The sequence below is a fragment of the Enterobacter cloacae complex sp. IR5401 genome, from assembly GCF_049238425.1.
In the GTDB taxonomy this organism is placed as follows: Bacteria; Pseudomonadota; Gammaproteobacteria; order Enterobacterales; family Enterobacteriaceae; genus Enterobacter; species Enterobacter hormaechei_C.
On sequence record NZ_JBMKHN010000002.1, the window covers coordinates 23,759 to 46,258 of the forward strand.

Below are 22,500 nucleotides of genomic sequence, written 5' to 3' on the forward strand. Positions count from 1 at the left end.
AGACATTGCGTATCAGTGATATGCCCCAATACTGTTGGTATATCCCCAAGAGACTCTGACATAGCCATGCCTGAACACTATCGTTTTTCCTTGCCTGTAAAAGCAGGTGACCAACGCCAGCTGGGCGAACTGACAGGCGCGGCCTGCGCCACGCTGGTGGCGGAAATTGCCGAGCGGCATCCAGGGCCGGTGGTGCTGGTTGCCCCGGACATGCAAAACGCCCTGCGCCTGCACGACGAAATTCGTCAGTTCACCGACAGTCTGGTATTCAGCCTGGCCGACTGGGAAACGCTTCCCTACGACAGTTTCTCTCCGCACCAGGAGATCATCTCCTCGCGCCTGTCGACGCTGTATCAGCTCCCCACCATGCAGCGCGGCGTGCTGATTGTGCCGGTGAATACCCTGATGCAGCGTGTCTGCCCGCACAGCTATTTGCACGGCCATGCGCTGGTGATGAAAAAAGGCCAGCGCCTGTCGCGCGATGCCCTGCGCGTGCAGCTGGATGGAGCCGGCTATCGACATGTCGATCAGGTGATGGAGCACGGCGAATACGCGACGCGCGGTGCGCTGCTTGATCTTTATCCGATGGGCAGCGATCAGCCGTACCGTCTGGATTTCTTCGATGATGAGATCGACAGCCTGCGCGTGTTCGACGCCGACACCCAGCGCACGCTGGAGGAAGTGGACTCTATTAATCTGCTGCCCGCCCATGAGTTCCCGACGGATAAAACCGCCATCGAACTGTTCCGCAGCCAGTGGCGCGACAGGTTCGACGTGAAGCGTGATGCCGAACATATCTACCAGCAGGTCAGCAAAGGCACCCTTCCGGCCGGGATCGAGTACTGGCAGCCCCTGTTCTTTAACGAACCGCTGCCGGCGCTGTTCAGCTACTTCCCGGCAAATACGCTGATTGTTAACACCGGGGATATCGACGCCAGCGCCAGCCGCTTTGAAAGCGAAACGCGCGCCCGCTTTGAAAACCGGGGCGTTGACCCGATGCGTCCGCTGCTGCCGCCGGAAATGCTGTGGCTGCGTACCGACGAGCTCAACGCCGAGCTGAAACGCTGGCCGCGTATGCAGCTCAAAACCGATTCGCTTGCCGATAAGGCCGCCAACACTAACCTCGCCTTCCGGATGCTGCCTGACCTGGCCGTTCAGGCGCAGCAGAAATCCCCGCTCGATAATCTGCGCAAGTTTCTTGAGTCCTTCACCGGGCCGGTGGTCTTCTCCGTTGAAAGTGAAGGTCGCCGTGAAGCGCTGGGCGAACTGCTGGGAAGGATCAAAGTCGCGCCAAAGCGTATTCTTCGCCTGAGCGAAGCGACCGGAAATGGCCGTTACCTGATGATCGGCGCCGCCGAGCACGGATTCATTGATACGCTCAATAACCTGGCGTTGATATGTGAAAGCGACCTGCTGGGCGAGCGCGTCGCGCGCCGTCGTCAGGACAGCCGTCGCACCATCAACCCGGACACCCTGATCCGCAACCTGGCCGAACTGCACCCCGGTCAGCCGATTGTTCACCTGGAACACGGTGTGGGTCGCTATCAGGGGATGACCACCCTCGAAGCAGGTGGCATCAAAGGTGAATACCTGATGCTGACCTACGCTAACGACGCCAAGCTGTATGTTCCGGTGTCGTCCCTGCATCTGATCAGCCGCTACGCCGGGGGCGCGGAAGAGAATGCGCCGCTGCACAAGCTGGGCGGCGATGCCTGGGCGCGTGCACGCCAGAAAGCGGCGGAAAAAGTGCGCGACGTGGCCGCCGAGCTGCTGGATATTTACGCTCAGCGTGCGGCCAAAGAAGGGTATGCGTTTAAGCATGATAAAGAGCAGTACCAGCTGTTCTGCGACAGCTTCCCGTTTGAAACTACGCCGGATCAGGCCCAGGCCATCAACGCCGTGCTGAGCGACATGTGCCAGCCGCTGGCGATGGATCGCTTAGTCTGCGGCGACGTGGGCTTCGGTAAAACCGAGGTGGCGATGCGCGCCGCTTTCCTGGCGGTTGAGAACAACAAGCAGGTGGCGGTGCTGGTGCCGACCACCCTTCTTGCCCAGCAGCACTTCGACAACTTCCGCGACCGCTTCGCCAACTGGCCGGTACGTATCGAAATGTTGTCCCGCTTCCGCAGTGCCAAAGAGCAGACGCAGATCCTGGAACAGGCAAGTGAAGGCAAAATTGATATTCTGATCGGCACTCACAAGCTGCTGCAAAGTGACGTGAAGTGGAAAGATCTGGGGTTGCTGATCGTTGACGAAGAGCACCGCTTCGGGGTGCGCCACAAAGAGCGCATCAAAGCGATGCGCGCCAACGTCGACATTCTGACCCTGACCGCAACGCCGATCCCGCGCACCCTGAACATGGCGATGAGCGGCATGCGCGATCTGTCGATAATCGCTACCCCACCGGCGCGCCGTCTGGCGGTGAAAACCTTTGTTCGCGAGTACGACAATCTGGTGGTGCGCGAGGCGATCCTGCGCGAAGTGCTGCGCGGTGGCCAGGTCTATTACCTGTACAACGACGTTGAAAATATTCAGAAAGCCGCCGACAGGCTGGCAGAGCTGGTGCCGGAAGCGCGCATCGCCATTGGTCACGGCCAGATGCGCGAGCGCGAGCTGGAGCGGGTAATGAACGATTTCCACCACCAGCGCTTTAACGTGCTGGTGTGTACCACCATCATTGAGACCGGAATCGACATTCCGACGGCGAACACCATCATCATCGAACGGGCGGATCACTTCGGCCTGGCTCAGCTGCACCAGCTGCGCGGGCGGGTCGGGCGTTCGCACCATCAGGCCTACGCCTGGCTGCTGACGCCGCATCCGAAGGCAATGACCACCGACGCGCAAAAGCGTCTGGAAGCGATCGCCTCGCTGGAAGATCTGGGCGCTGGCTTTGCGCTGGCGACCCACGACCTGGAGATCCGCGGCGCCGGTGAGCTGCTGGGTGAAGACCAGAGCGGCTCCATGGAAACCATCGGTTTCTCGCTGTATATGGAGCTGCTGGAAAATGCCGTCGACGCGCTTAAAGCCGGACGTGAACCGTCTCTGGAAGATCTCACCAGCCAGCAGACCGAAGTGGAACTGCGCATGCCTTCCCTGCTGCCGGATGATTTTATTCCTGACGTGAATACCCGTCTGTCGTTCTACAAACGCATTGCCAGCGCGAAAAGCGAAGGCGAGCTGGAAGAGATCAAAGTCGAACTGATTGACCGTTTTGGGATATTGCCCGATGCGGCGCGCAACCTGCTGGATATTGCCCGCCTGCGTCAGCAGGCGCAGAAGCTGGGCATTCGCAAACTTGAAGGCAATGAGAAAGGCGGCGTAATTGAGTTTGCCGAAAAGAACCACGTCGATCCGATGTGGCTGATTGGCCTCCTGCAAAAACAGCCGCAGCATTTCCGTCTTGATGGCCCTACGCGTCTGAAATTTACTCAGGATCTGACGGAACGTAAAACCCGCATGGACTGGGTGCGTAACTTTATGCGTCAGTTGGAAGAGAACGCCATCGCATAACGGTTTCCCCCGCCAGCGCCCGGCTGGTGGGGGACAATTTACAAACTCTTTGCACTTCGCCCGATCTTCCCGACTATACATTCGCCATAATTATCATTAACGCCTTATAAAACAATAACCTTATCATTTGTATGGATTATCATAATGATGATTTCTTCGCGTTTTACCCGCTGGTTAACTCTGGTTGCGCTGGCCGCGACGGTTGCCGTCGCGCTCCCTGCTCGCGCCAATACCTGGCCTCTTCCGCCCGCCGGCAGCAACGTCGTAGGTGAAAACCGCTTTCACGTGGTTGAAAACGATGGCGGCTCGCTGGAAGCGATTGCCAAAAAATATAACGTCGGGTTCCTGGCGCTGTTGCAGGCCAACCCGGGCGTAGATCCGTACGTGCCCCGGGCGGGCAGCGTACTGACGATTCCGCTGCAAACCATCCTGCCGGACGCGCCGCGTCAGGGCATTGTGATTAACCTCGCCGAGCTACGTCTGTATTACTACCCGCCGGGCAAGAACGAAGTGACCGTCTACCCTATCGGTATTGGTCAACTGGGGGGCGATACGCTCACACCTACCATGGTCACCACCGTCTCTGATAAGCGCGCTAATCCTACCTGGACCCCGACGGCAAACATTCGCGCCCGTTATAAAGCTCAAGGTATCGACCTGCCCGCCGTGGTACCTGCTGGCCCGGATAATCCGATGGGACATCATGCAATTCGCCTGGCGGCATATGGTGGGGTTTATCTTCTGCACGGAACGAATGCGGATTTCGGGATCGGGATGCGCGTCAGCTCCGGCTGCATTCGCCTGCGCGATGACGATATCAAAACGCTCTACCGCGTGATCGCCCCTGGCACGAAAGTGAATATCATTAATACGCCGATTAAAGTGTCTGAAGAGCCAGGTGGCGTCCGTCTGGTTGAGATCCACCAGCCGCTATCGAAAAACATCAATGACGATCCGCAGACGCTGCCGATTAATCTGAATGCCTCAATGGTGAGCTTTAAAACGAATGCCAACACCGATGGCGCAGTGATGGAGCGGGCGATGGAAGCACGTTCGGGGATGCCAACCGATGTTACGCGGCATCATGAGGTTGCTCAGCAGTCAATGTAAAGCAGCAATAACGACAAACGCCCTGCATCAGCAGGGCGTTTTTTATTGCAGTGGCATAACGGAGGGTTGCGTTACGCTTATTTGTAGATAACTGCGGTACCGTGCAGGGTGTTAGGACCGGTCACAGAGGTGATGCGGAATGATTTCGCACCCATTTCGTCAGCTTTTTGCGCCAGCTGATCTTCCAGAGAGCCCAGGTTAGTCCCGGCAGTGGCAGAGATGGTACCGACTTTCTGCTGGTCTGCTGGAGTGGATTGTACTTCAACAGCAGCGAAGCTTGCGAAAGAGAGTGAACTCAGAACGGCGGCAGCGATGAGGGTTTTAACGTTTTTCATGATTTTATACCTTTAGGCAGATGATGTAGTGGTCGTTAGTTATTTAGTTAACGATCGATAGGTAAATGATAGATGTGATCCAGGTCACACGTCAACTCATTTTTATAATGATCGTTAAATTAATTTCATTTGCCTTATATTTCAAAAAGATAAAATTAAATTATTTTTCAGAAATCACCGCTGGTCGTTGCAGACGTTTATTTTTATAATGACTATTCAACAAAACAACAGAGGACCAACGGCACATGACAACCGATGTCACGCGTTGCGCAAAGAAAAGCCGTGGCCGACCAAAAGTGTTCGACAGGGATGCGGCGCTCGATAAGGCCATGACGCTCTTCTGGCAGCATGGGTATGAAGCCACGTCGCTTTCCGATCTCGTGGAAGCTACGGGTGCTAAAGCCCCTACCCTGTACGCAGAGTTCACCAACAAAGAAGGCTTATTCCGGGCCGTTCTGGACAGATACATCTCGCGCTTCGCGGCAAAACATGAAGCCCAGCTATTCTGTGAAGAAAAAACGGTTGAGCAGGTATTACAGGATTATTTCACGGCAATCGCGACCTGCTATACCAGCAAGGACACGCCTGCGGGGTGTTTTATGATCAACACCTCCGCGACCCTCGCGGCATCGTCTAAAGAGATTGCCAACACGGTCAAATCGCGACATGCGATGCAGGAGGAGACGCTCAGCACGTTTCTGGCTCAGCGTCAGCTGCGCGGCGAAATCCCGGCGCATTGCCGTCCGCAGGAGCTGGCCCAGTATCTGAGCTGTATTTTACAGGGGATGTCCATCAGCGCCCGTGAAGGCGCGACGCTGGAAAAATTGCAGGGGATTACGCACACAACGCTGCGCCTGTGGCCTGAACTTCTTAAACTCTGACGCAAAAAAAAGCTCCTCAGCCTGAGCGCATGAGGAGCTAAGTTCAGAGAACATCTTTTTTACACTTTGTTATTCAGTATCAGCTGACCATTGCTGTCGAGAGGGATCTGCGTACCAGGATCTTTATCCATGCGGATTTTGCCCTGCTGATCGCCAATTTTGTAGGTTACGTCGTAGCCCAACATTTTTTCAGACTTGTCATACACGGTTTTACAGCGCTGCTGCGTTGTGGTGTAGGTATCATTTTCCTGCATCGCGCCCTGCACCTGGTTACCGGCATAACCGCCACCCAACGCACCAACCACCGTCGCGACATCCTTACCACGGCCGCCACCAAACTGATGACCAATCACCCCACCAGCAACCGCGCCCAGCACGGAGCCAGCGATACGGTTTTCATCCTGAACCGGACGACGATGGGTGACAGAAACATTACGGCACTCCTGACGAGGCGTCTTGACCGTCTCTTTGATCGGTGTAGCGGAAACCACCTGCGCATACTGCGGGCCACGATCAAGTACGTTCAGACTGGCAACGGCAGCCACACCTAACGCAGCTGCGACGCCAATCCCTATACCCGCCAACATTGATTTATTCACGGGACTTCCTCCTTTGTTGCAATTGGTAGCAATTTTGCAGCGCAATAAACGCTTCGCCAATAAGATAAAGGATCAAAATCAGGGTTGTTGGCCGGGACAACGTGGGTTTAAGAGAACTCTTAAGCGTCAGGAGGGAAATGCACAGCATGATGTGCTAAGAATTCCCTCCGGAGGGTCCGGAGGGAGAGAGAAATTAGTGCAGCTTCAGGCGTGGACGGATCACGCGGTTGATGCGGCCAACCAGCATCATCAGGCCGGTTTTGAAGTAGCCGTGCAGCGCAATCTGGTGCATACGGTACAGAGAAATGTACACGAAGCGGGCGATGCGCCCTTCCACCATCATGGAGCCGCGCATCAGGTTACCCATCAGGCTGCCCACGGTGGAGAAGTTTGAGAGCGACACCAGAGAGCCGTGGTCTTTGTAGACATAGGCTTTCATCGGTTTGCCTTTTATCTGCGCCAGGATGTTATGCAGCACGAGGCTTGCCATCTGGTGCGCAGCCTGAGCGCGAGGCGGTACAAATCCGCCTTCCGGACGTGCGCAGGAGGCACAGTCGCCGATGGCGAAGATGTCCGGATCGCGCGTGGTTTGCAGCGTCGGCTCTGTCACCAGCTGGTTAATGCGGTTTGTCTCCAGCCCACCGATATCTTTCATGAAATCAGGCGCTTTGATCCCCGCAGCCCAGACCATCAGGTCGGCCTGGATGTACTCGCCGTCTTTGGTATGCAGGCCGCCCTCATCCGCGCTGGTCACCATGGTCTGGGTCAGCACGCGCACGCCCAGTTTAGTCAGCTCGTTGTGCGCCGCGCCGGAAATACGCGGCGGAAGCGCAGGCAGAATGCGTTCACCTGCTTCCACCAGCGTCACATTCAGCGCTTCGTTAGTCAGCCCTTTGTAGCCGTAGCTGTGCAGCTGTTTGACCGCATTGTGCAACTCCGCCGATAATTCAACGCCCGTTGCGCCGCCGCCCACGATAGCAATGTTGACCTTGCCGTTAGCACCCATGTTGTTGGTGTACTTCAGGAACAGGTTAAGCATCTCCTGATGGAAACGACGCGCCTGATGCGGGTTATCCAGGAAGATGCAGTGCTCTTTTACGCCTGGGGTGTTGAAATCATTGGAGGTACTGCCCAGGGCCATCACCAGCGTGTCATAGGCCAGCTTGCGCTCAGGAACCAGCAACTCGCCTTTATCATCACGCAGCTCAGCCAGCGTGATGGTTTTGTTTTCACGATTGATATCCACCACCGAACCCAGCTGGAACTGGAAGTGGTGGTTACGCGCATGCGCCAGATAGCTGAGCGCATCCACGCCCTCATCCAGCGACCCGGTCGCCACTTCGTGCAGTAACGGCTTCCACAGATGGCTGTGGTTACGATCCACCAGCGTGATTTTGGCTTTCTTACCGCGACCCAGTTTCTTACCCAGCTGCGTCGCCAGCTCCAGTCCGCCAGCACCACCGCCGACAATCACTATCTTTTTCAATGGCGTAGTCAACGTGCCCCCCTCAAATTATTAACCAATTGTTAATTAAAAGTTATATAAATAACCCTTAATTAACAACAGGTTACTGCGCTGAAACCGTTCAGATTCATTGAGAATAGCACGTCAGGCGCATTGGTCATACCAAAATTGATATGTATCAAGTTTTGATGGTTTAAAAGTAGACAACTCTGACAAAAAAGAGGCCCGGTACGCTTTCACGTACCGGGCCTTTATCAGGTTCAGGGAGATCAGCCCAGCGTTTTAAAGGCTTTAATACGCTGCAAGTGCGGGGAAATGTTTTTGAACTTGTGGGTCTGCTCTTCGTCCCAGACAATTTCGTAGTAATGGTGCAGAAGCTCGGCGGCGCGGGAGCTGTTCAGCGCTTCATCGTTGCGGGAGAGGATCACCAGACACCGATCGCGGTTCTTTTCACGGAAATTGCTCACGCATTTGGTGGCGATGTCGGCGTACTCCTCCGGGCGATCGATTTTGCCTTCCATGTTTTCGTTCGGAAACAGGTTAGGATTAAAAATGACCTGACGGATATCGCACAAAAAACCGATGCGCTCTGCCCAGTATCCTCCTAACCCCACGCCGCAGATCAGCGGGCGATCGTCGATATTGAGCTGCAACATTTTATCCACTTCTTTAAGCAGATGCTGCATGTCATGCTTCGGATGACGAGTGCTGTAACTGATCAGCCGGACATCCGGATCGATAAACTGCAATTGCAGCACTTTCTCATGATTACCAGGACTGTTTGAGTCAAAACCGTGTAAATAGATGATCATCGTCTCACCACGCTACGCCTTCCGGGATGAATTAAAGGGCTGCTTTATGTGCCTGCCAGCGCTCGTTCAGGGCTTCAAGCCGGGCGTTTACCGTTTTCCAGCGCGCCGAGTCCATCAGCTCCTGACGACTAAATGAACCTTTATGATACAATTGTGTAACACGTTCAGCATTGATCGGCGACAGGTTATCCAGCACGCTCACCGCCCCTTTACGATTATTGCAGACGAGGATCATATCGCAACCCGCATCCAGCGAAGCCTGCCCACGTTCGGCATAGCTACCCATAATCGCCGCCCCTTCCATGGATAAATCGTCAGAGAAAATTACGCCATTGAAGCCTAACTCCTGACGCAGCACGGTTTTCAGCCAGTGTGGAGAGCCGCTGGCTGGACGCGGATCGACCTCACTGTATATGACGTGCGCAGGCATGATGGCATCCAGCTTGTTATCAGCGATCAACGAGCGGAAAACCGACATATCTTTAGCGCGAATGTCTGCTTCCGGGCGCGGATCGCGCGGGGTTTCTTTATGGGAATCTGCCGTCACCGCCCCGTGGCCCGGAAAATGTTTGCCGGTGGTTTTCATGCCCGCAGCATGCATACCGTCAATAAAGCGCGTCGCCATTGCCAGCGCAATACGCGGATCGTCATGATACGAACGCTCACCAATTGCCGCGCTAATGTGTCCTACGTCCAGCACCGGGGCGAAGCTGATGTCGATATCCATGGCGATCATCTCGCTGGCCATCAGCCAGCCGGCATCCTGCGCCAGTTGACCGCCCTCTTCGATCCCCAGCAGCACAGCAAAAGATTGCGCGGCGGGTAAACGGGTAAACCCTTCGCGGAAACGCTGCACACGCCCACCTTCCTGGTCTACGGCCACCACCAGGTGATTGCGCGACGCCGCACGGATCTGGCGAACCAGCTCACGCAACTGCTCCGGATCATGATAATTGCGGGTGAAAAGAATCAGCCCCCCTACCAGCGGATGTGCCAGAATTTCGCGCTCTTCCGCATCCAGCTCAAACCCTTCGACATCCAACATTACTGGACCCACACCAACCTCTCTTATCCTTTCGTTTGTAACTGACGCCAGGCATCATTTGCCAGCGCAATAAATTGTTTGTCACCTGTCTGCTGAAGGCGCATTTCAAACCATCCCGCCATCAGCATCAACACCCACGGACGCCAGCGCGCGACCTGCCGCGCAAGGGTGAGCGCATTGATGTTGGCGTTTCGGGCATAGGCGGTTATCAGCTGCTCGCGCGACGCCTCATCAGGCATCCAGACCGCAGCAAGTTCGAGCGCCACGTCACCGTCTCCGGCATATTCCCAGTCGATAAGTTTCTCGCCTGCCGTGGTATGAACGATATTCCCCGCGTGGACATCCATATGCAGCGGCGCCAGACGTAACGCCTGCGGCTCTCCCGCTTTACGCAACCGCTTAAGCTGCGCCAGCCAGTAGGGCGTGCGTCGTCCAGGCGCGGCCTGCTGCCAGTAGTGATCCAGCAAAGGAAGTAACGTTACCCGCCAGCCCAGACGCGGCTGGCGATGCAGATGATACAGCATGGCTGTCAGCGCAGGCGTATCGGGAAGCTCGCTTTTGATCTCACCCGCAATAAACGCCACCGCCATCCAGTCTCTGATAAAGAGATGAGGTTGTGGCGCAAGGTCGGCGGGCAGGCGCTTCAGGGCGCGGAACTGGCGACGAAAATGGGAGGCAGGCGCGGCGGCATCGTGATGCTGACGTAAAACCAGCCGATGGTCGCCATGCTCAATAATGCAACTCGCGCCGCCAAGCCCGGCGGGGGCTTGCGGCGCGATAACATGGTATTGAGGGAAATAACGCGTCAGGACATCATGACGCGTGCGCTTATTGTTGCGTAACGGCACCTTTACCTGACCAGATAATTTCGCCGGTCTGAACCAGCATTAACTGCATCTGCAACGACGGCGTGTTCACGTTGCCTGTCGCGTTAGAATAAAGGACATACTGCGCGCCAACGTTGCGGGCAATACCAATCGCTTTACTGCGCGAACCCAGGCTGTCCTGAGGCGACAGACCAAGCTGCTGCTTGGCGACCGCGAGCTGCTGAGCAGAGACCAGCGTAAATTTACCGTTGTTTGCCAGCGCGTTGCGCAGGGTTTCCGTCGCTTCTCCCGCATTCAGGGAACCGTTTGTACGGTTGTTCACGCTGTCCACCAGCAGCACGCTGCCGGGCGTAACACCCTGTGCCTGCAACATTTTGCCCACCATCGGCTGCATTGCGCCATTCCAGTCATAGTGGCGTACTCGCGGCGCAGGCTGTGCGGTGTCGTCCGGATGTTCGATCGGGCCAGGCTGCGCCGGAATGGTCGGTACAGACGGCACGGTTGGAACAGGCTGCGCTGGCGTTGTTGGCTGTTCCGTTCCCGGCTTCGCCTGATCCACCGGTGCAGGTTCTTCCGTTCGCGTCACACAACCCGCCAGAAAGAGTGCAAAGGCACTCAGGAGCGCATAACGGCTCATTGTTTTAATCAAGGTTCACTCCTTACAAATAAAGATAAAGTCTCACCTTATGTGCACCCAGATAGCTGGCGCTGCCGTAGAGCGTGACCGACGATCTTGCCGGGATGGTCACGCTGCGCGGCGCCTCAAGCGGGTGCATCTCAAGACCTCTCACGTCATACCAGTAGAAGCGATAATGCACCGTCACTGGCTCTTGCCTTTCGTTATAGAGCGTAGAAGAGGCTGAAGACTGGATTTCACTTATGGTCAGCGAAGGCTTCTCCGCCGTGATGCCCGCAGCAAGCACTGAGGACTCCATCACCAGCGTCTGTTCTTCACTGACCGGGATGGCGGGACGCGCGCTGCACCCAACCATTACCAGCGTCACGATCAGCGCTGCAATACGCCCAGTTAACATATTAAAGACCTTTATGTGCCAGCATCGGTCCCAGTGGACGTCCACCCAGCAGATGCATATGAATATGATAGACTTCCTGGCCGCCATGGCGATTACAGTTCATGATCAAACGGTATCCGTCTTCAGCAATCCCTTCCTGCTCAGCGATTTTCGCGGCCACCGTCAGCATACGGCCCAGCGCCACTTCATGCTCGGTTTTAACGTCATTAACGGTCGGGATCAGAATATTGGGAATAATAAGGATGTGCGTCGGCGCCTGGGGAGAAATGTCGCGGAAAGCCGTGACCAGTTCATCCTGATAGACAATATCCGACGGAATTTCGCGGCGGATAATTTTACTGAAAATCGTTTCTTCAGCCATGACCTTTTCCTTTTAAGTTTAATCTGGCGTCGTGCGTCCGTTGTTAACACACATTGTCTGATTTACTGCGTGACACAAGACAAGAGTATGAGCGAGTTTCTCCTGTCCTTTCAACCTTCTCCCGTGATTTCTTTCCTGATTGTCCCCCATCTGGCTGAAGAGGCATCGCTTTAGGACATTTCTTTTCTGAAACCTTATTTCAGTTCATCCCGAAACATCTGTTTACAGCGTTAATCACAATGCGTATATTTCGCATTTGCATTTTCATGCGCATTTTTAACATAGAAAACGACGTCAGCCCGTGCTAGCGGGACTGTCGCGAAATACCTTCACCATTCACTAAGGGTTTGATGATGTCTTTCATTAATCACACCAGGGATGGGCAACGTCAGCCTGCCGCAACACCTTCGTTGCTGGCCGCCTGCATTGCTATGGCATTGACGCCAACCGCCGCTTTCGCTGCTTCAACCACCGAAGATACCGTTGTCGTTGACGGGGGTTTTGACAACACACAGGATCTTTCTGCCAGCCAGGATCAGGATTACAGCGTAAAAACCACCACCACCGGCACCAAACTGTTGTTGGTTCCCCGCGACATCCCTCAGTCCGTCAGCGTTATCAGCCAGCAACGTATGGCTGACCAGAATCTGCAATCCATCGGACAGGTGCTGACGAACACCACGGGCATTACGGCCCAGGTGCAGGACAGCGACCGTACCGTGTTTTACTCACGCGGCTTTTTCGTCAGCAACTACGCCTATGACGACCTGCCAACCTCCATCAGTGAAGTGTGGAACTTTGGTGATACCGCCGCCGATACCGCGATTTATGACCGCATTGAAGTGGTTCGCGGCGCCACCGGCCTGATGTCCGGCACGGGGAACCCGGCGGCGTACGTTAATATGGTGCGTAAGCACGCGGACAGCCCGGAATTTAAAGGTAACGTCTCCGCCAGCTACGGCAGTTGGGACAAGCAGCGTTACGTGCTGGATCTCCAGGCGCCGCTGGTAGAGTCAGGTAAGGTACGGGGTCGTCTGATCACCGGTTATCAGGACAACGACAGCTTCGTGGATAACTACCACTACCGGAAGAAATTCCTCTACGGCGTGATGGACGCGGATGTCACCGACAGCACGACTCTCTCGGTAGGGTATGAGTATCAGGAAAGCCATACCGCCGACCCAACCTGGGGCGGACTGCCGACCTGGTACAGCGACGGAAGTACGACCCACTACAATCGCAGCCAGACCGTTGCGCCTGACTGGGCTTATTCAGATAAAGACAGCACCCGCATCTTCGCTAACCTGACTCAGCGTTTCGATAATGGCTGGGAAGCGCACATCAACGGTATGCACGCTGAAACCAACTTTGACTCTAAGCTGATGTATATGCCCGGCTATCCGGATAAAGAGACCGGCGCGGGCCTGGTGGGTTACGGCGGCTGGAACCGCGGGGAACGTAAACAGGATGCGGTTGACGCCTTCCTGCGCGGCGGCTTCGATCTCTTTGGCCGTCAGCACGAAATGATGTTCGGCGGCAGCTTCAGCCGTCAGCGTAACCATTACGACAACTCCATGCCGGATGCGGTATACGGCATGGTGGATGTCGGCAACTTTAAGAACTGGAACGGGAACATCGCCGATCCGCAGTGGACGCCGTGGAAACTCTACAGCAAGGATGATATTCGCCAGTCTTCAGCCTATTCTTCGGCTCGTTTCTCGCTGGCCGATCCGCTGCACCTGATCCTGGGCGCGCGCTACACCCAATACAATATTCGTTATAACCCGGCAGGATCGCCGAATACCCGTCTGGAAAGCACCAAAGATGATGTCACGCCGTACGCTGGCCTGGTGTATGACATCAATGAGGACTGGTCGACCTACGTCAGCTATACCTCTATCTTCCAGCCGCAGGATAAGCGCGATGCCAACGGACGTTATCTCGACCCTACCACGGGCAAAAGCTACGAAGCCGGGGTGAAGGCAGACTGGTTTAATACCCGCCTCACCACCTCACTGGCGATTTTCCGCATTGAGCAGGATAACGTCGCCAGCAATACCTACACCTACATGCCGAGCGGTGAGTCGATCTATGAATCGCTGGACGGGGTGGTCAGCAAAGGGGTCGAGTTCGAGCTTAACGGTGCCCTGACCGATAACTGGCAGCTGACCTTCGGCGCGACGCGTTACATCGCAGAAGATAAGAATGGCAACGCCGTCAGCTCCGATCAGCCGCGCACAACCATGAAGCTCTTCACCCGCTATCAGTTGCCAATGCTGCCGGAACTGACCGTGGGCGGTGGCGTAAACTGGCAGAACAAAGTGTGGACGGACGTGGAAGGCGGCCCGGCAGGACGTTCCCGCGCGGAGCAAGGCAGCTATGGGCTGGTGAACCTGTTCAGCCGTTATCAGGTCACCAAAGATTTTGCGGTACAGGCTAACGTCAACAACCTGTTCGACAAAGAGTATTACGACTACGTCGGATCGTATGCGGTGTATGGCGCGCCGCTGAACGTCTCGGTGAGCGCGAGCTACGATTTCTGAGTGACAGAAGCCCGGTGGCGCTGCGCTTACCGGGCCTACCCATCACGTAGGCCAGGTAAGGCGCAGCCGCCACCCGGCACCACAAGCCGCAATAATAAAAAAGGCAGCCATTCGGCTGCCTTAGTCTCCCCAGGTCACAGCTTAGTTGTTGCGGATGTACTCATCCATTTCAGTTTTCAGGTTATCGGATTTCGTACCGAAGATTGCCTGAACACCAGAACCTGCAACAACGACGCCCGCTGCGCCCAGTTTTTTCAGACCCGGCTGGTCTACTTTCGCAACGTCGGCAACGCTCACACGCAGACGAGTGATACACGCGTCCAGGTTAGTGATGTTCTCTTTACCGCCGAAAGCAGCTACCAGAGCAGGCGCCATTTCGCTGGTCGCACCGGCTTTGCTGTCTTCCGTTGCATCTTCACGACCCGGCGTTTTCAGGTCCAGTGCTTTGATCAGCACGCGGAAGACGGTGTAGTACACCACTGCGTAGCCTGCACCCACGATTGGGAACAGCCACAGCTTGCTGCTGTTACCGGACAGAACGATGAAGTCGATCAGACCGTGAGAGAAGGACGTACCGTCACGCATACCCAGCAGGATACAGATTGGGAATGCCAGACCTGCCAGTACCGCGTGGATGATGTACAGGATCGGCGCAACGAACATGAAGGAGAACTCGATCGGCTCGGTGATACCGGTCAGGAACGAGGTCAGCGCTGCGGAGATCATAATACCGCCCACTTTTGCACGGTTCTCTGGTTTAGCAGAGTGCCAAATCGCAATTGCGGCAGCTGGCAGACCGTACATTTTGAACAGGAAGCCACCAGACAGTTTACCTGCCGTTGGGTCACCCGCCATGTAGCGTGGGATGTCGCCGTGGAACACCTGGCCTGCTGCGTTGGTGTATTCACCAATCTGCATCTGGAATGGAACGTTCCAGATGTGGTGCAGACCAAATGGTACCAGGCAGCGCTCAATGAAGCCGTAGATACCGAACGCCACAACCGGGTTCTGGTAAGCCGCCCACTGAGAGAAGGTCTGGATTGCCGTACCGATTGGTGGCCAGATGAAAGACAGAACCACACCGGTGAAAATCGCGGCCAGACCAGAAATGATCGGCACAAAACGTTTACCCGCGAAGAAGCCCAGATACTCAGGCAGCTTGATGCGATAGAAGCGGTTAAACATATACGCTGCAATCGCACCGGAGATGATACCACCGAGAACACCGGTGTCCGCCAGATGCTTAGCGGCAATCTCTTCAGCAGGTAAATGCAGTACCAGCGGCGCAACCACAGCCATGGTTTTCACCATGATGCCGTAAGCAACAACGGACGCCAGAGCAGATACACCGTCGTTATTGGTGAAGCCCAGAGCAACACCGATAGCGAAGATCAGCGGCATGTTAGCAAAAACAGAACCGCCTGCTTCGGCCATCACGTGGGAAACTACGGCTGGCAGCCAGCTGAAGTTTGCAGAACCGACACCCAGCAGGATACCTGCGATAGGTAGTACGGATACTGGCAGCATCAGCGATTTACCGACCTTTTGCAGGTTAGCAAATGCATTCTTAAACATAATTGAGAGTGCTCCTGAGTATTTGTGCTTTTTTTACGTTTTCACGCATTGGCCCGGGGGGAGTACCGCGCCGTGGACAGGACATCTAAGCGCCCTTTATTTATTACACAGAGTAAAATAATTCCCTCTGAGTTTGTTTGACGGCTATCACGTTTCAGTTCAAGACGGCCAAAAAACTTGCAGATATTTACATAAAGCATGTCTGGATGTGTCTAAAAACGCCATCACCGCCCCAAATGAGGCGGTGAACTTTACTCGTTTTACTTATTAATTACGAGCCTAAAAATAACAGGTGTATCAGACAGATTGCAGGCGGGCGGGGTCGATATGGAACAGGCTGGCGAAGTTTTCCGTTGTCACGCGAGCCAGCTCTTCAATACTGACACCTTTCAGAACGGCCATATACTCAGCGACATCCCGGGTCATCGCTGGCTGATTCTCTTTGCCGCGATGAGGCACCGGCGCCAGGTACGGGGAATCGGTTTCCACCAGAATACGATCCAGCGGAACATAGCGCGCCGCATCACGCAGTTGCTCAGCATTGCGGAACGTGACAATCCCCGAGAATGAAATATAAAAGCCTAAATCAAGCAGCTTACCCGCCGTTTCTCTGTCTTCTGTGAAACAGTGTAGTACGCCACCGCAATCCGTCACCTTTTCTTCCCGCAGGATCGCCAGCGTGTCGGCGCGCGCATCGCGGGTATGAACGATAACCGGCTTATTCAGCTCACGGCCAATACGGATGTGGTTGCGGAAGGATTCCTGCTGGCGAGGTTTTGTTTCGGGGGTGTAGAAATAGTCCAGACCGGTCTCGCCCATCGCCACTACGCCCTCTTCTGCGGCAAGACGGCGTAAATCCTCAACGTCGTAAGCTTCATCCTGATTCAGCGGATGCACACCGCAGGAGAAGACGACATTATCGCGCTCGCCTACCAGTTCACGCATGGAGCGGTAACCCGGCAACGTGGTCGCCACGGCCAGGCAAAATTTCACATCGCGCGCGGCGGCTTTCGCCAGCACGTCGTCCACATTTTTATGCAGGGATTGATAATCCAGGCCATCGAGATGGCAGTGTGAGTCGACTAAAAACATAATGTCTCTCTCAGAGGTGGGAAACCGGCGGTATGACACCCGGTTGCAGGTAGTGTTCGATACGCAGTAACTGGTCGGTCAGTAAAAGCTCGCGATTGAGACCGGTTACCGTCAAAAGTTGTTCACGACTCTGGCAGATATCATGAAGGATAGCGTGCAGCGACTGCCCTGACAGGCGATTCGCAAGTGTGGTGACCAACGCCCACACGTCAGGGTTAGTCAGAAGCGTAGCCCCCTGCTGGATTTTGAGCGCATCCAGCAGCAGTGCGGCCAGCCAGTGCAGCCGTTCCGGAGCCTGATCGCTGTTCAGCGCTGGCAGCATGCTCAGCCAGTCATGGCTGTCGAGGGCTGATTCAACCGCACGACACAGCGTTTCACGCTGGGACCACACCTCCGGCTGCAATAAGGCCAGCGCAGCCGCAGGCGCACCGCTGCACAGGCGCAACGCCGAGCGCGCCGCGTCTTGTGACACCGTCACTTCTCGCTCAAGCCAGGCGAGCGACCAGGATTCCTGAGGGACAGCGAGGTGGTGAAGACGGCAGCGACTGCGCAGCGTCGCCAGCAAGCGTTCCGGCTCGCGGCAGGAGAGGAAAAACCAGGTGTTCTCTGGCGGCTCTTCCAGGGTTTTTAACAGGGCGTTGGCTGCGGCTTCCGTGAGCAGCGCGGCGTCTTTCAGCCACACCACTTTCGCCCCGCCCAGACGCGCATATTCGTACAGTTTCTCACTGACCTCACGCACCGCGTCGATACCGAGCGTATTTTTGCCTTTCTCGGGTTCGAGGGTGTAATAGTCAGGATGCGTGCCCGCCTGCATGAGCTGGCAACCCCGGCACTTACCGCAGCTTTTATGTCCTTCCGGCTGTTGGCACATCAGAAAGCGGGTGATGGCGTAAATCAACGCATCATCACCCATTCCCGGAAGCGCCTGGATCAGTAACGCATGATGCCCCCGACCAACCTGATAGCTGCCGATCAGCTGTTCAAAGTGTGGGCGCAACCATGGATACCATTTCATGCCTGCTGCTCCTGTAGCCACTGCGTAACTGTCTGCTGAATATCACGCGTAACGACTTCAAGGGATTGCGTCGCATCGATGGTACGAATGGTCTTGTCCTGCCCGGCCAGCTCCAGATAACGCGCACGGGTGCGGTTAAAGAAATCAAAAGATTCCTGTTCAATGCGGTCCAGTTCGCCGCGGGCACGGGCGCGCTTCAGGCCCACCTCAGGGGTCACGTCCAGATACAGCGTCAGGTCAGGACGGAAATCGCCCAGAACCGCGTCGCGAAGCGTAGCCAGCATGGTCTGGTCGATACCCCGGCCACCGCCCTGATATGCCTGGGTTGAGAGATCGTGGCGATCGCCAATCACCCATTTCCCTTCTGCCAGAGCGGGTTTGATCACCGTCTCCACCAGCTGAACGCGCGCCGCATAGAACATCAGCACTTCCGCTTTGTCGGTAATAACTTCATCGCCAACGGATTTGATATCCAGAACCAGGCTGCGCAGTTTTTCCGCCAGCTGCGTACCGCCCGGCTCGCGGGTGAAGACCATATCGGCAACGCCAAGCGACGTAAGCGTATCCACCACCACGTTACGGGCAGTTGTTTTGCCCGCCCCTTCGAGTCCCTCAATGACAATGTATTTACTGCGCATTTTTTTCCTTAAGTGCCTTCAGATAGTCCTGAACGGAGCGATTGTGGCTGGCCAGGTTGGTATTGAACGTGTGCCCCCCTTTTCCGTCAGCCACAAAATAGAGATACGGCGTTTTGGCCGGGTGCGCGGCGGCCTTCAACGATGCTTCACTCGGCGTCGCAATCGGTCCAGGCGGCAGGCCGCTAATCACGTAGGTATTATACGCCGTTGGCGTCTCCAGATCTTTTCTGGAAATCCTGCCGTTGTAGTTTTCGCCCATGCCGTAGATGACGGTAGGATCGGTTTGCAAACGCATGCCGATGCGCAGACGGTTAATAAACACCGAGGCAACCTGGTCACGTTCGGCAGCAACGGCCGTCTCTTTCTCGATGATTGAGGCCATCGTCATGAACTGGTTTTGATCTTTATAAGGCAGGCCTTCTGCTCGCCCTTTCCAGGCAGCGTCTACCGCCGCGACCATTTTGTTGTGCGCGCGCTTCAGAATGGCCACATCCGTCGTGCCTGCCGTATACATCCACGTATCGGGCCAGAACCAGCCTTCCACCCACTCGGGATGTTCGAATTTTAAGGCGTCTGCCACGGTCTGGTAGCGGTCATCTTTCAGCGTATGCTTGATGTACGGCGCGTCACGCAGCTGCCTGAGGTAATCGCTCAGACGCATACCTTCCACGAAACGCAGCGGGAATTGGGCTTCTTTACCACTTTCCAGCAGTTGCAGCATTTCGCGCACGGTCATGTCAGGGGTAAAGCGATAGGTACCGGCCTTGAAATGGGACAGGTCCGGTTCAATACGCAGCAGCCACTGGAATACGCGTGGGCGATTGATAATTTTGTCGTCATACAGCTGCTGACCAAGCGCCTGCCGACCGGTCCCCGCTTTCAGGGTAAAAATCGTCTCGTCTTTTATCAGGATCTGACTCTCCGCCAGCTGACGGACTTTCCACACTCCCGCTCCGCCAGCGATACCTAACGCAACGATCAGAAGGAGGACAAAGCGTAACATTTTCTTCATGACTACCTGGTTTGCTCACATAACGGGGCCAGTAACTGGAACAGCTCGCGGGATGACCAGCATTTGCGGCCATAAGCGCGAACGGGGACAACGGGCATCAGCGCATTGCAGATAACGACTTCATCGGCAGCCAACAGCGCCTCTTCCTTAGCGTTGACTTCGACAACGCGAAAGCCTGCGCGTGCCAGCTGGTGCATACAAAACTGCCGCATAATGCCGTTGACGCCGGCCTGCTCCAGCGAAGGCGTGAACACGTCACTGCCCTTCCGCCAGAGTAAATTAGCCGCACAGCATTCCGTAATGTACCCTTCGCTGTCAAGAACCAGCGCCTCCCCGGCCTCCGTCTGCTCAAGATGAGTACGAATTAGCACCTGTTCAAGGCGGTTGAGGTGTTTTATGCCAGCGAGCATCGGGTTTCTTCCCAGACGTACCGGACTTAGCGCCAGGGCTACGCCCTCTTCACGCCAGTGCGCATAATGGGAAGGATAATCTGAAACGGAAAGGATCCGCGTAGGATGCAGACAGGCAGAACCGCTATAGCCCCGGCCACCGCTCCCGCGGCTGATAATGACTTTCAGGACGCCGCTTGCTTTTTCTGACGCCAGCCGACGCATCTCACTTTCAAGAATGTCCCACTGCGAGAAGGGGATCAGTAATGTTTCGCAGGCTTTTTGTAAACGAAGGATATGGGCCCCGAGCAGGCACACGTCACCGTCGAGAATACGCGCAGTCGTGAAACAGCCATCGCCAAACTGGGTCGCCCTGTCGCTTGCCGGCAGCGTGTCTTGCTCAAGGCCATTAATCAAAAACATAGTGGCTCCTTATGCGTGGAGGCTCAGTCTGGCAGGATGTGAACAGCCGGACAAGGGGATTTCGCCTAATAAAAAAGGCCCGGCAAGCGGACCTTTTTTATCGTCAGCGACCAACCAGACTCAGACCTTTTTGAAGATCAGAGAACCGTTAGTCCCACCGAAGCCGAAGGAGTTACACAGGGTATACTCCATACCGCTAACCTGGCGCGCTTCGTGAGGAACGAAGTCCAGATCGCAACCTTCATCCGGGTTATCCAGGTTGATGGTTGGTGGTACAGCCTGATCGCGCAGCGCGAGAATAGAGTAGATTGACTCTACTGCCCCCGCAGCGCCCAGCAGGTGACCGGTCATGGATTTCGTGGAGCTCACCAGCACACGGCTGGCAGATTCGCCGAAGATAGACTTAACAGCCTGCGCTTCTGCTTTATCGCCCGCAGGAGTAGACGTCCCATGCGCGTTAACGTAGCCAATCTGTGCCGGCGTAATGCCCGCATCACGGATGGCGTTTTCCATCGCCAGCGCAGCACCTGCGCCATTCTCTGGAGGAGACGTCATGTGATAAGCATCGCTGCTCATGCCAAAGCCAACAACTTCAGCATAAATTTTCGCGCCACGTTTTTTCGCGTGTTCGTACTCTTCCAGTACGATCATGCCTGCACCGTCACCCAGCACGAAACCATCACGGTCTTTATCCCACGGACGGCTCGCCGCCTGAGGATTATCGTTTCGGGTAGAGAGCGCACGCGCTGCACCGAAACCACCGACGCCCAGTGGGGTACTGGCTTTTTCAGCGCCGCCCGCAACCATAGCATCTGCATCGCCGTACGCAATGATACGCGCGGCCTGGCCGATGTTATGCACGCCAGACGTACAGGCTGTCGCGATTGAGATGCTTGGGCCACGCAGGCCGAACATAATGGTCAGGTGACCTGCCACCATGTTGACAATCGTAGACGGAACGAAGAACGGGCTGATTTTACGCGGGCCGCCATTCATCAGAGATGTATGGTTTTCTTCAATCAGACCAAGACCGCCAATCCCGGAGCCGATAGCGGCGCCGATACGGGTCGCGTTCTCTTCCGTAATCTCAAGGCCAGAATCCTGCATGGCCTGAACGCCAGCGACAATTCCATATTGAATGAAGGCATCCATCTTGCGCTGTTCTTTGCGCGAGATGATCTCTTCACAGTTAAAATCCTTTACTAAGCCAGCAAATTTCGTTGCATAGGCGCTAGTATCGAAATGGTCGATTAGGCTGATGCCGCTCTGACCGGCAAGGAGAGCTTTCCAGGTGGACTCTACGGTATTGCCGACAGGAGACAACATGCCAAGTCCGGTCACAACTACACGACGCTTAGACACGCTTGTCCTCCAGGGAGGGATAAAAAAAGAGATTCGTGGGACAACAAAAGATAAAACTCAGGCGGTCGAATGACCGCCTGGAGATGTTCACTTACGCCTGGTGACCGTTGATGTAATCAATGGCAGCCTGAACGGTGGTGATTTTCTCAGCTTCTTCGTCCGGAATCTCAGTATCAAACTCTTCTTCCAGAGCCATTACCAGCTCAACGGTGTCAAGAGAATCTGCGCCCAGGTCTTCAACAAAGGAAGCGGAGTTCACAACTTCTTCCTGCTTAACGCCCAGCTGTTCGCCGATAATTTTCTTAACGCGTTCTTCGATAGTGCTCATACTCTTAAATTTCCTATCAAAACTCGCTTTCGCGATGGTTTTCGTAGTGTATAAAATGTTGAAAAATTTGCAACTAAATCCCGGCAGGTCTTACCACGATTTTACGTTATTTTGAGGCCATTTGCCCAAATAACGCAAATA

At 55.3% G+C, this 22,500-nt stretch carries 21 protein-coding genes; 4 read left to right on the forward strand and 17 right to left on the reverse strand.

What is annotated here, in order from left to right:
* Window positions 1–66 precede the first annotated feature (66 nt).
* Window positions 67–3,513 carry a transcription-repair coupling factor gene (gene mfd, locus ACOTX1_RS03125; RefSeq protein ID WP_023315819.1) on the forward strand — a complete coding sequence of 1,149 codons (3,447 nt, stop codon included), beginning with the start codon at window positions 67–69 and terminating at the stop codon, window positions 3,511–3,513.
* A 144-nt stretch (window positions 3,514–3,657) separates the two neighbouring features.
* On the forward strand, window positions 3,658–4,623 hold the full coding sequence (gene ldtC, locus ACOTX1_RS03130) for a L,D-transpeptidase LdtC (protein WP_022650791.1): 966 nt from the start codon (window positions 3,658–3,660) through the stop codon (window positions 4,621–4,623).
* Between the two features lie 77 nt (window positions 4,624–4,700).
* On the opposite strand, the gene bhsA is transcribed toward ldtC, so the two are convergent.
* Window positions 4,701–4,958, reverse strand: a complete 258-nt coding sequence (bhsA, locus tag ACOTX1_RS03135) for a multiple stress resistance protein BhsA (protein ID WP_006809234.1) — start codon at window positions 4,956–4,958, stop codon at window positions 4,701–4,703.
* A gap of 245 nt (window positions 4,959–5,203) precedes the next feature.
* Between bhsA and ACOTX1_RS03140 the strand changes: the two genes are divergently transcribed.
* Window positions 5,204–5,839, forward strand: a complete 636-nt coding sequence (locus ACOTX1_RS03140; RefSeq protein ID WP_263521500.1) for a TetR/AcrR family transcriptional regulator — start codon at window positions 5,204–5,206, stop codon at window positions 5,837–5,839.
* Between the two features lie 59 nt (window positions 5,840–5,898).
* Here the strand turns inward: ACOTX1_RS03140 and ACOTX1_RS03145 are convergent, their stop codons facing one another.
* From ACOTX1_RS03145 to hinT, 8 genes are all read right to left on the reverse strand, one after another.
* The gene (locus ACOTX1_RS03145; protein ID WP_017384715.1) at window positions 5,899–6,438 is read right to left on the reverse strand and encodes a glycine zipper 2TM domain-containing protein; all 540 of its coding nucleotides are present in this window, start codon (window positions 6,436–6,438) and stop codon (window positions 5,899–5,901) included.
* A 193-nt stretch (window positions 6,439–6,631) separates the two neighbouring features.
* The gene (locus tag ACOTX1_RS03150) at window positions 6,632–7,936 is read right to left on the reverse strand and encodes an NAD(P)/FAD-dependent oxidoreductase (RefSeq protein WP_022650789.1); all 1,305 of its coding nucleotides are present in this window, start codon (window positions 7,934–7,936) and stop codon (window positions 6,632–6,634) included.
* A gap of 236 nt (window positions 7,937–8,172) precedes the next feature.
* Window positions 8,173–8,715 (reverse strand): alpha/beta hydrolase YcfP, encoded by a 543-nt coding sequence (gene ycfP, locus ACOTX1_RS03155; RefSeq protein ID WP_006809239.1) that lies wholly within the window; start codon window positions 8,713–8,715, stop codon window positions 8,173–8,175.
* Window positions 8,716–8,746: 31 nt separating this feature from the next.
* Window positions 8,747–9,772, reverse strand: coding sequence for a beta-N-acetylhexosaminidase (nagZ, locus tag ACOTX1_RS03160; RefSeq protein ID WP_023315818.1), 1,026 nt, complete (start codon window positions 9,770–9,772; stop codon window positions 8,747–8,749).
* An 11-nt stretch (window positions 9,773–9,783) separates the two neighbouring features.
* Complete coding sequence (gene thiK, locus ACOTX1_RS03165) at window positions 9,784–10,608, reverse strand: thiamine kinase (RefSeq protein WP_023315817.1); 825 nt, start codon at window positions 10,606–10,608, stop codon at window positions 9,784–9,786.
* On the reverse strand, window positions 10,589–11,233 hold the full coding sequence (lpoB, locus tag ACOTX1_RS03170; protein WP_085929697.1) for a penicillin-binding protein activator LpoB: 645 nt from the start codon (window positions 11,231–11,233) through the stop codon (window positions 10,589–10,591). Before lpoB ends, thiK begins: the two co-directional genes overlap by 20 nt.
* Window positions 11,234–11,246: 13 nt before the next feature.
* Entirely contained in the window at window positions 11,247–11,621 is a 375-nt protein-coding gene (locus tag ACOTX1_RS03175; RefSeq protein WP_003857939.1) for a YcfL family protein, read from the reverse strand.
* Between the two features lies 1 nt (window position 11,622).
* Entirely contained in the window at window positions 11,623–11,982 is a 360-nt protein-coding gene (gene hinT, locus ACOTX1_RS03180) for a purine nucleoside phosphoramidase (RefSeq protein ID WP_006809243.1), read from the reverse strand.
* A gap of 353 nt (window positions 11,983–12,335) precedes the next feature.
* Between hinT and fhuE the strand changes: the two genes are divergently transcribed.
* Window positions 12,336–14,525 (forward strand): ferric-rhodotorulic acid/ferric-coprogen receptor FhuE, encoded by a 2,190-nt coding sequence (fhuE, locus tag ACOTX1_RS03185; RefSeq protein WP_263521501.1) that lies wholly within the window; start codon window positions 12,336–12,338, stop codon window positions 14,523–14,525.
* A gap of 141 nt (window positions 14,526–14,666) precedes the next feature.
* Here the strand turns inward: fhuE and ptsG are convergent, their stop codons facing one another.
* From ptsG to acpP, 8 genes are all read right to left on the reverse strand, one after another.
* On the reverse strand, window positions 14,667–16,100 hold the full coding sequence (gene ptsG, locus ACOTX1_RS03190) for a PTS glucose transporter subunit IIBC (RefSeq protein ID WP_003857942.1): 1,434 nt from the start codon (window positions 16,098–16,100) through the stop codon (window positions 14,667–14,669).
* A gap of 297 nt (window positions 16,101–16,397) precedes the next feature.
* Window positions 16,398–17,192 carry a metal-dependent hydrolase gene (locus tag ACOTX1_RS03195; RefSeq protein WP_015570819.1) on the reverse strand — a complete coding sequence of 265 codons (795 nt, stop codon included), beginning with the start codon at window positions 17,190–17,192 and terminating at the stop codon, window positions 16,398–16,400.
* Between the two features lie 10 nt (window positions 17,193–17,202).
* Window positions 17,203–18,207 carry a DNA polymerase III subunit delta' gene (gene holB / locus ACOTX1_RS03200; RefSeq protein ID WP_003857944.1) on the reverse strand — a complete coding sequence of 335 codons (1,005 nt, stop codon included), beginning with the start codon at window positions 18,205–18,207 and terminating at the stop codon, window positions 17,203–17,205.
* A complete protein-coding gene (gene tmk / locus ACOTX1_RS03205; protein ID WP_023315815.1) occupies window positions 18,204–18,845 on the reverse strand; it encodes a dTMP kinase in 642 nt (213 codons plus the stop codon). The genes holB and tmk overlap by 4 nt, the downstream gene beginning before the upstream one ends.
* The gene (gene yceG / locus ACOTX1_RS03210; RefSeq protein ID WP_023315814.1) at window positions 18,835–19,857 is read right to left on the reverse strand and encodes a cell division protein YceG; all 1,023 of its coding nucleotides are present in this window, start codon (window positions 19,855–19,857) and stop codon (window positions 18,835–18,837) included. Before yceG ends, tmk begins: the two co-directional genes overlap by 11 nt.
* A gap of 2 nt (window positions 19,858–19,859) precedes the next feature.
* On the reverse strand, window positions 19,860–20,669 hold the full coding sequence (pabC, locus tag ACOTX1_RS03215) for an aminodeoxychorismate lyase (protein ID WP_023315813.1): 810 nt from the start codon (window positions 20,667–20,669) through the stop codon (window positions 19,860–19,862).
* A gap of 120 nt (window positions 20,670–20,789) precedes the next feature.
* Window positions 20,790–22,031: a beta-ketoacyl-ACP synthase II gene (gene fabF, locus ACOTX1_RS03220; protein WP_003857950.1), complete on the reverse strand. Its 1,242-nt coding sequence runs from the start codon at window positions 22,029–22,031 to the stop codon at window positions 20,790–20,792.
* A gap of 91 nt (window positions 22,032–22,122) precedes the next feature.
* Window positions 22,123–22,359, reverse strand: a complete 237-nt coding sequence (acpP, locus tag ACOTX1_RS03225) for an acyl carrier protein (RefSeq protein ID WP_003857954.1) — start codon at window positions 22,357–22,359, stop codon at window positions 22,123–22,125.
* Between the last annotated feature and the right edge of the window lie 141 nt (window positions 22,360–22,500).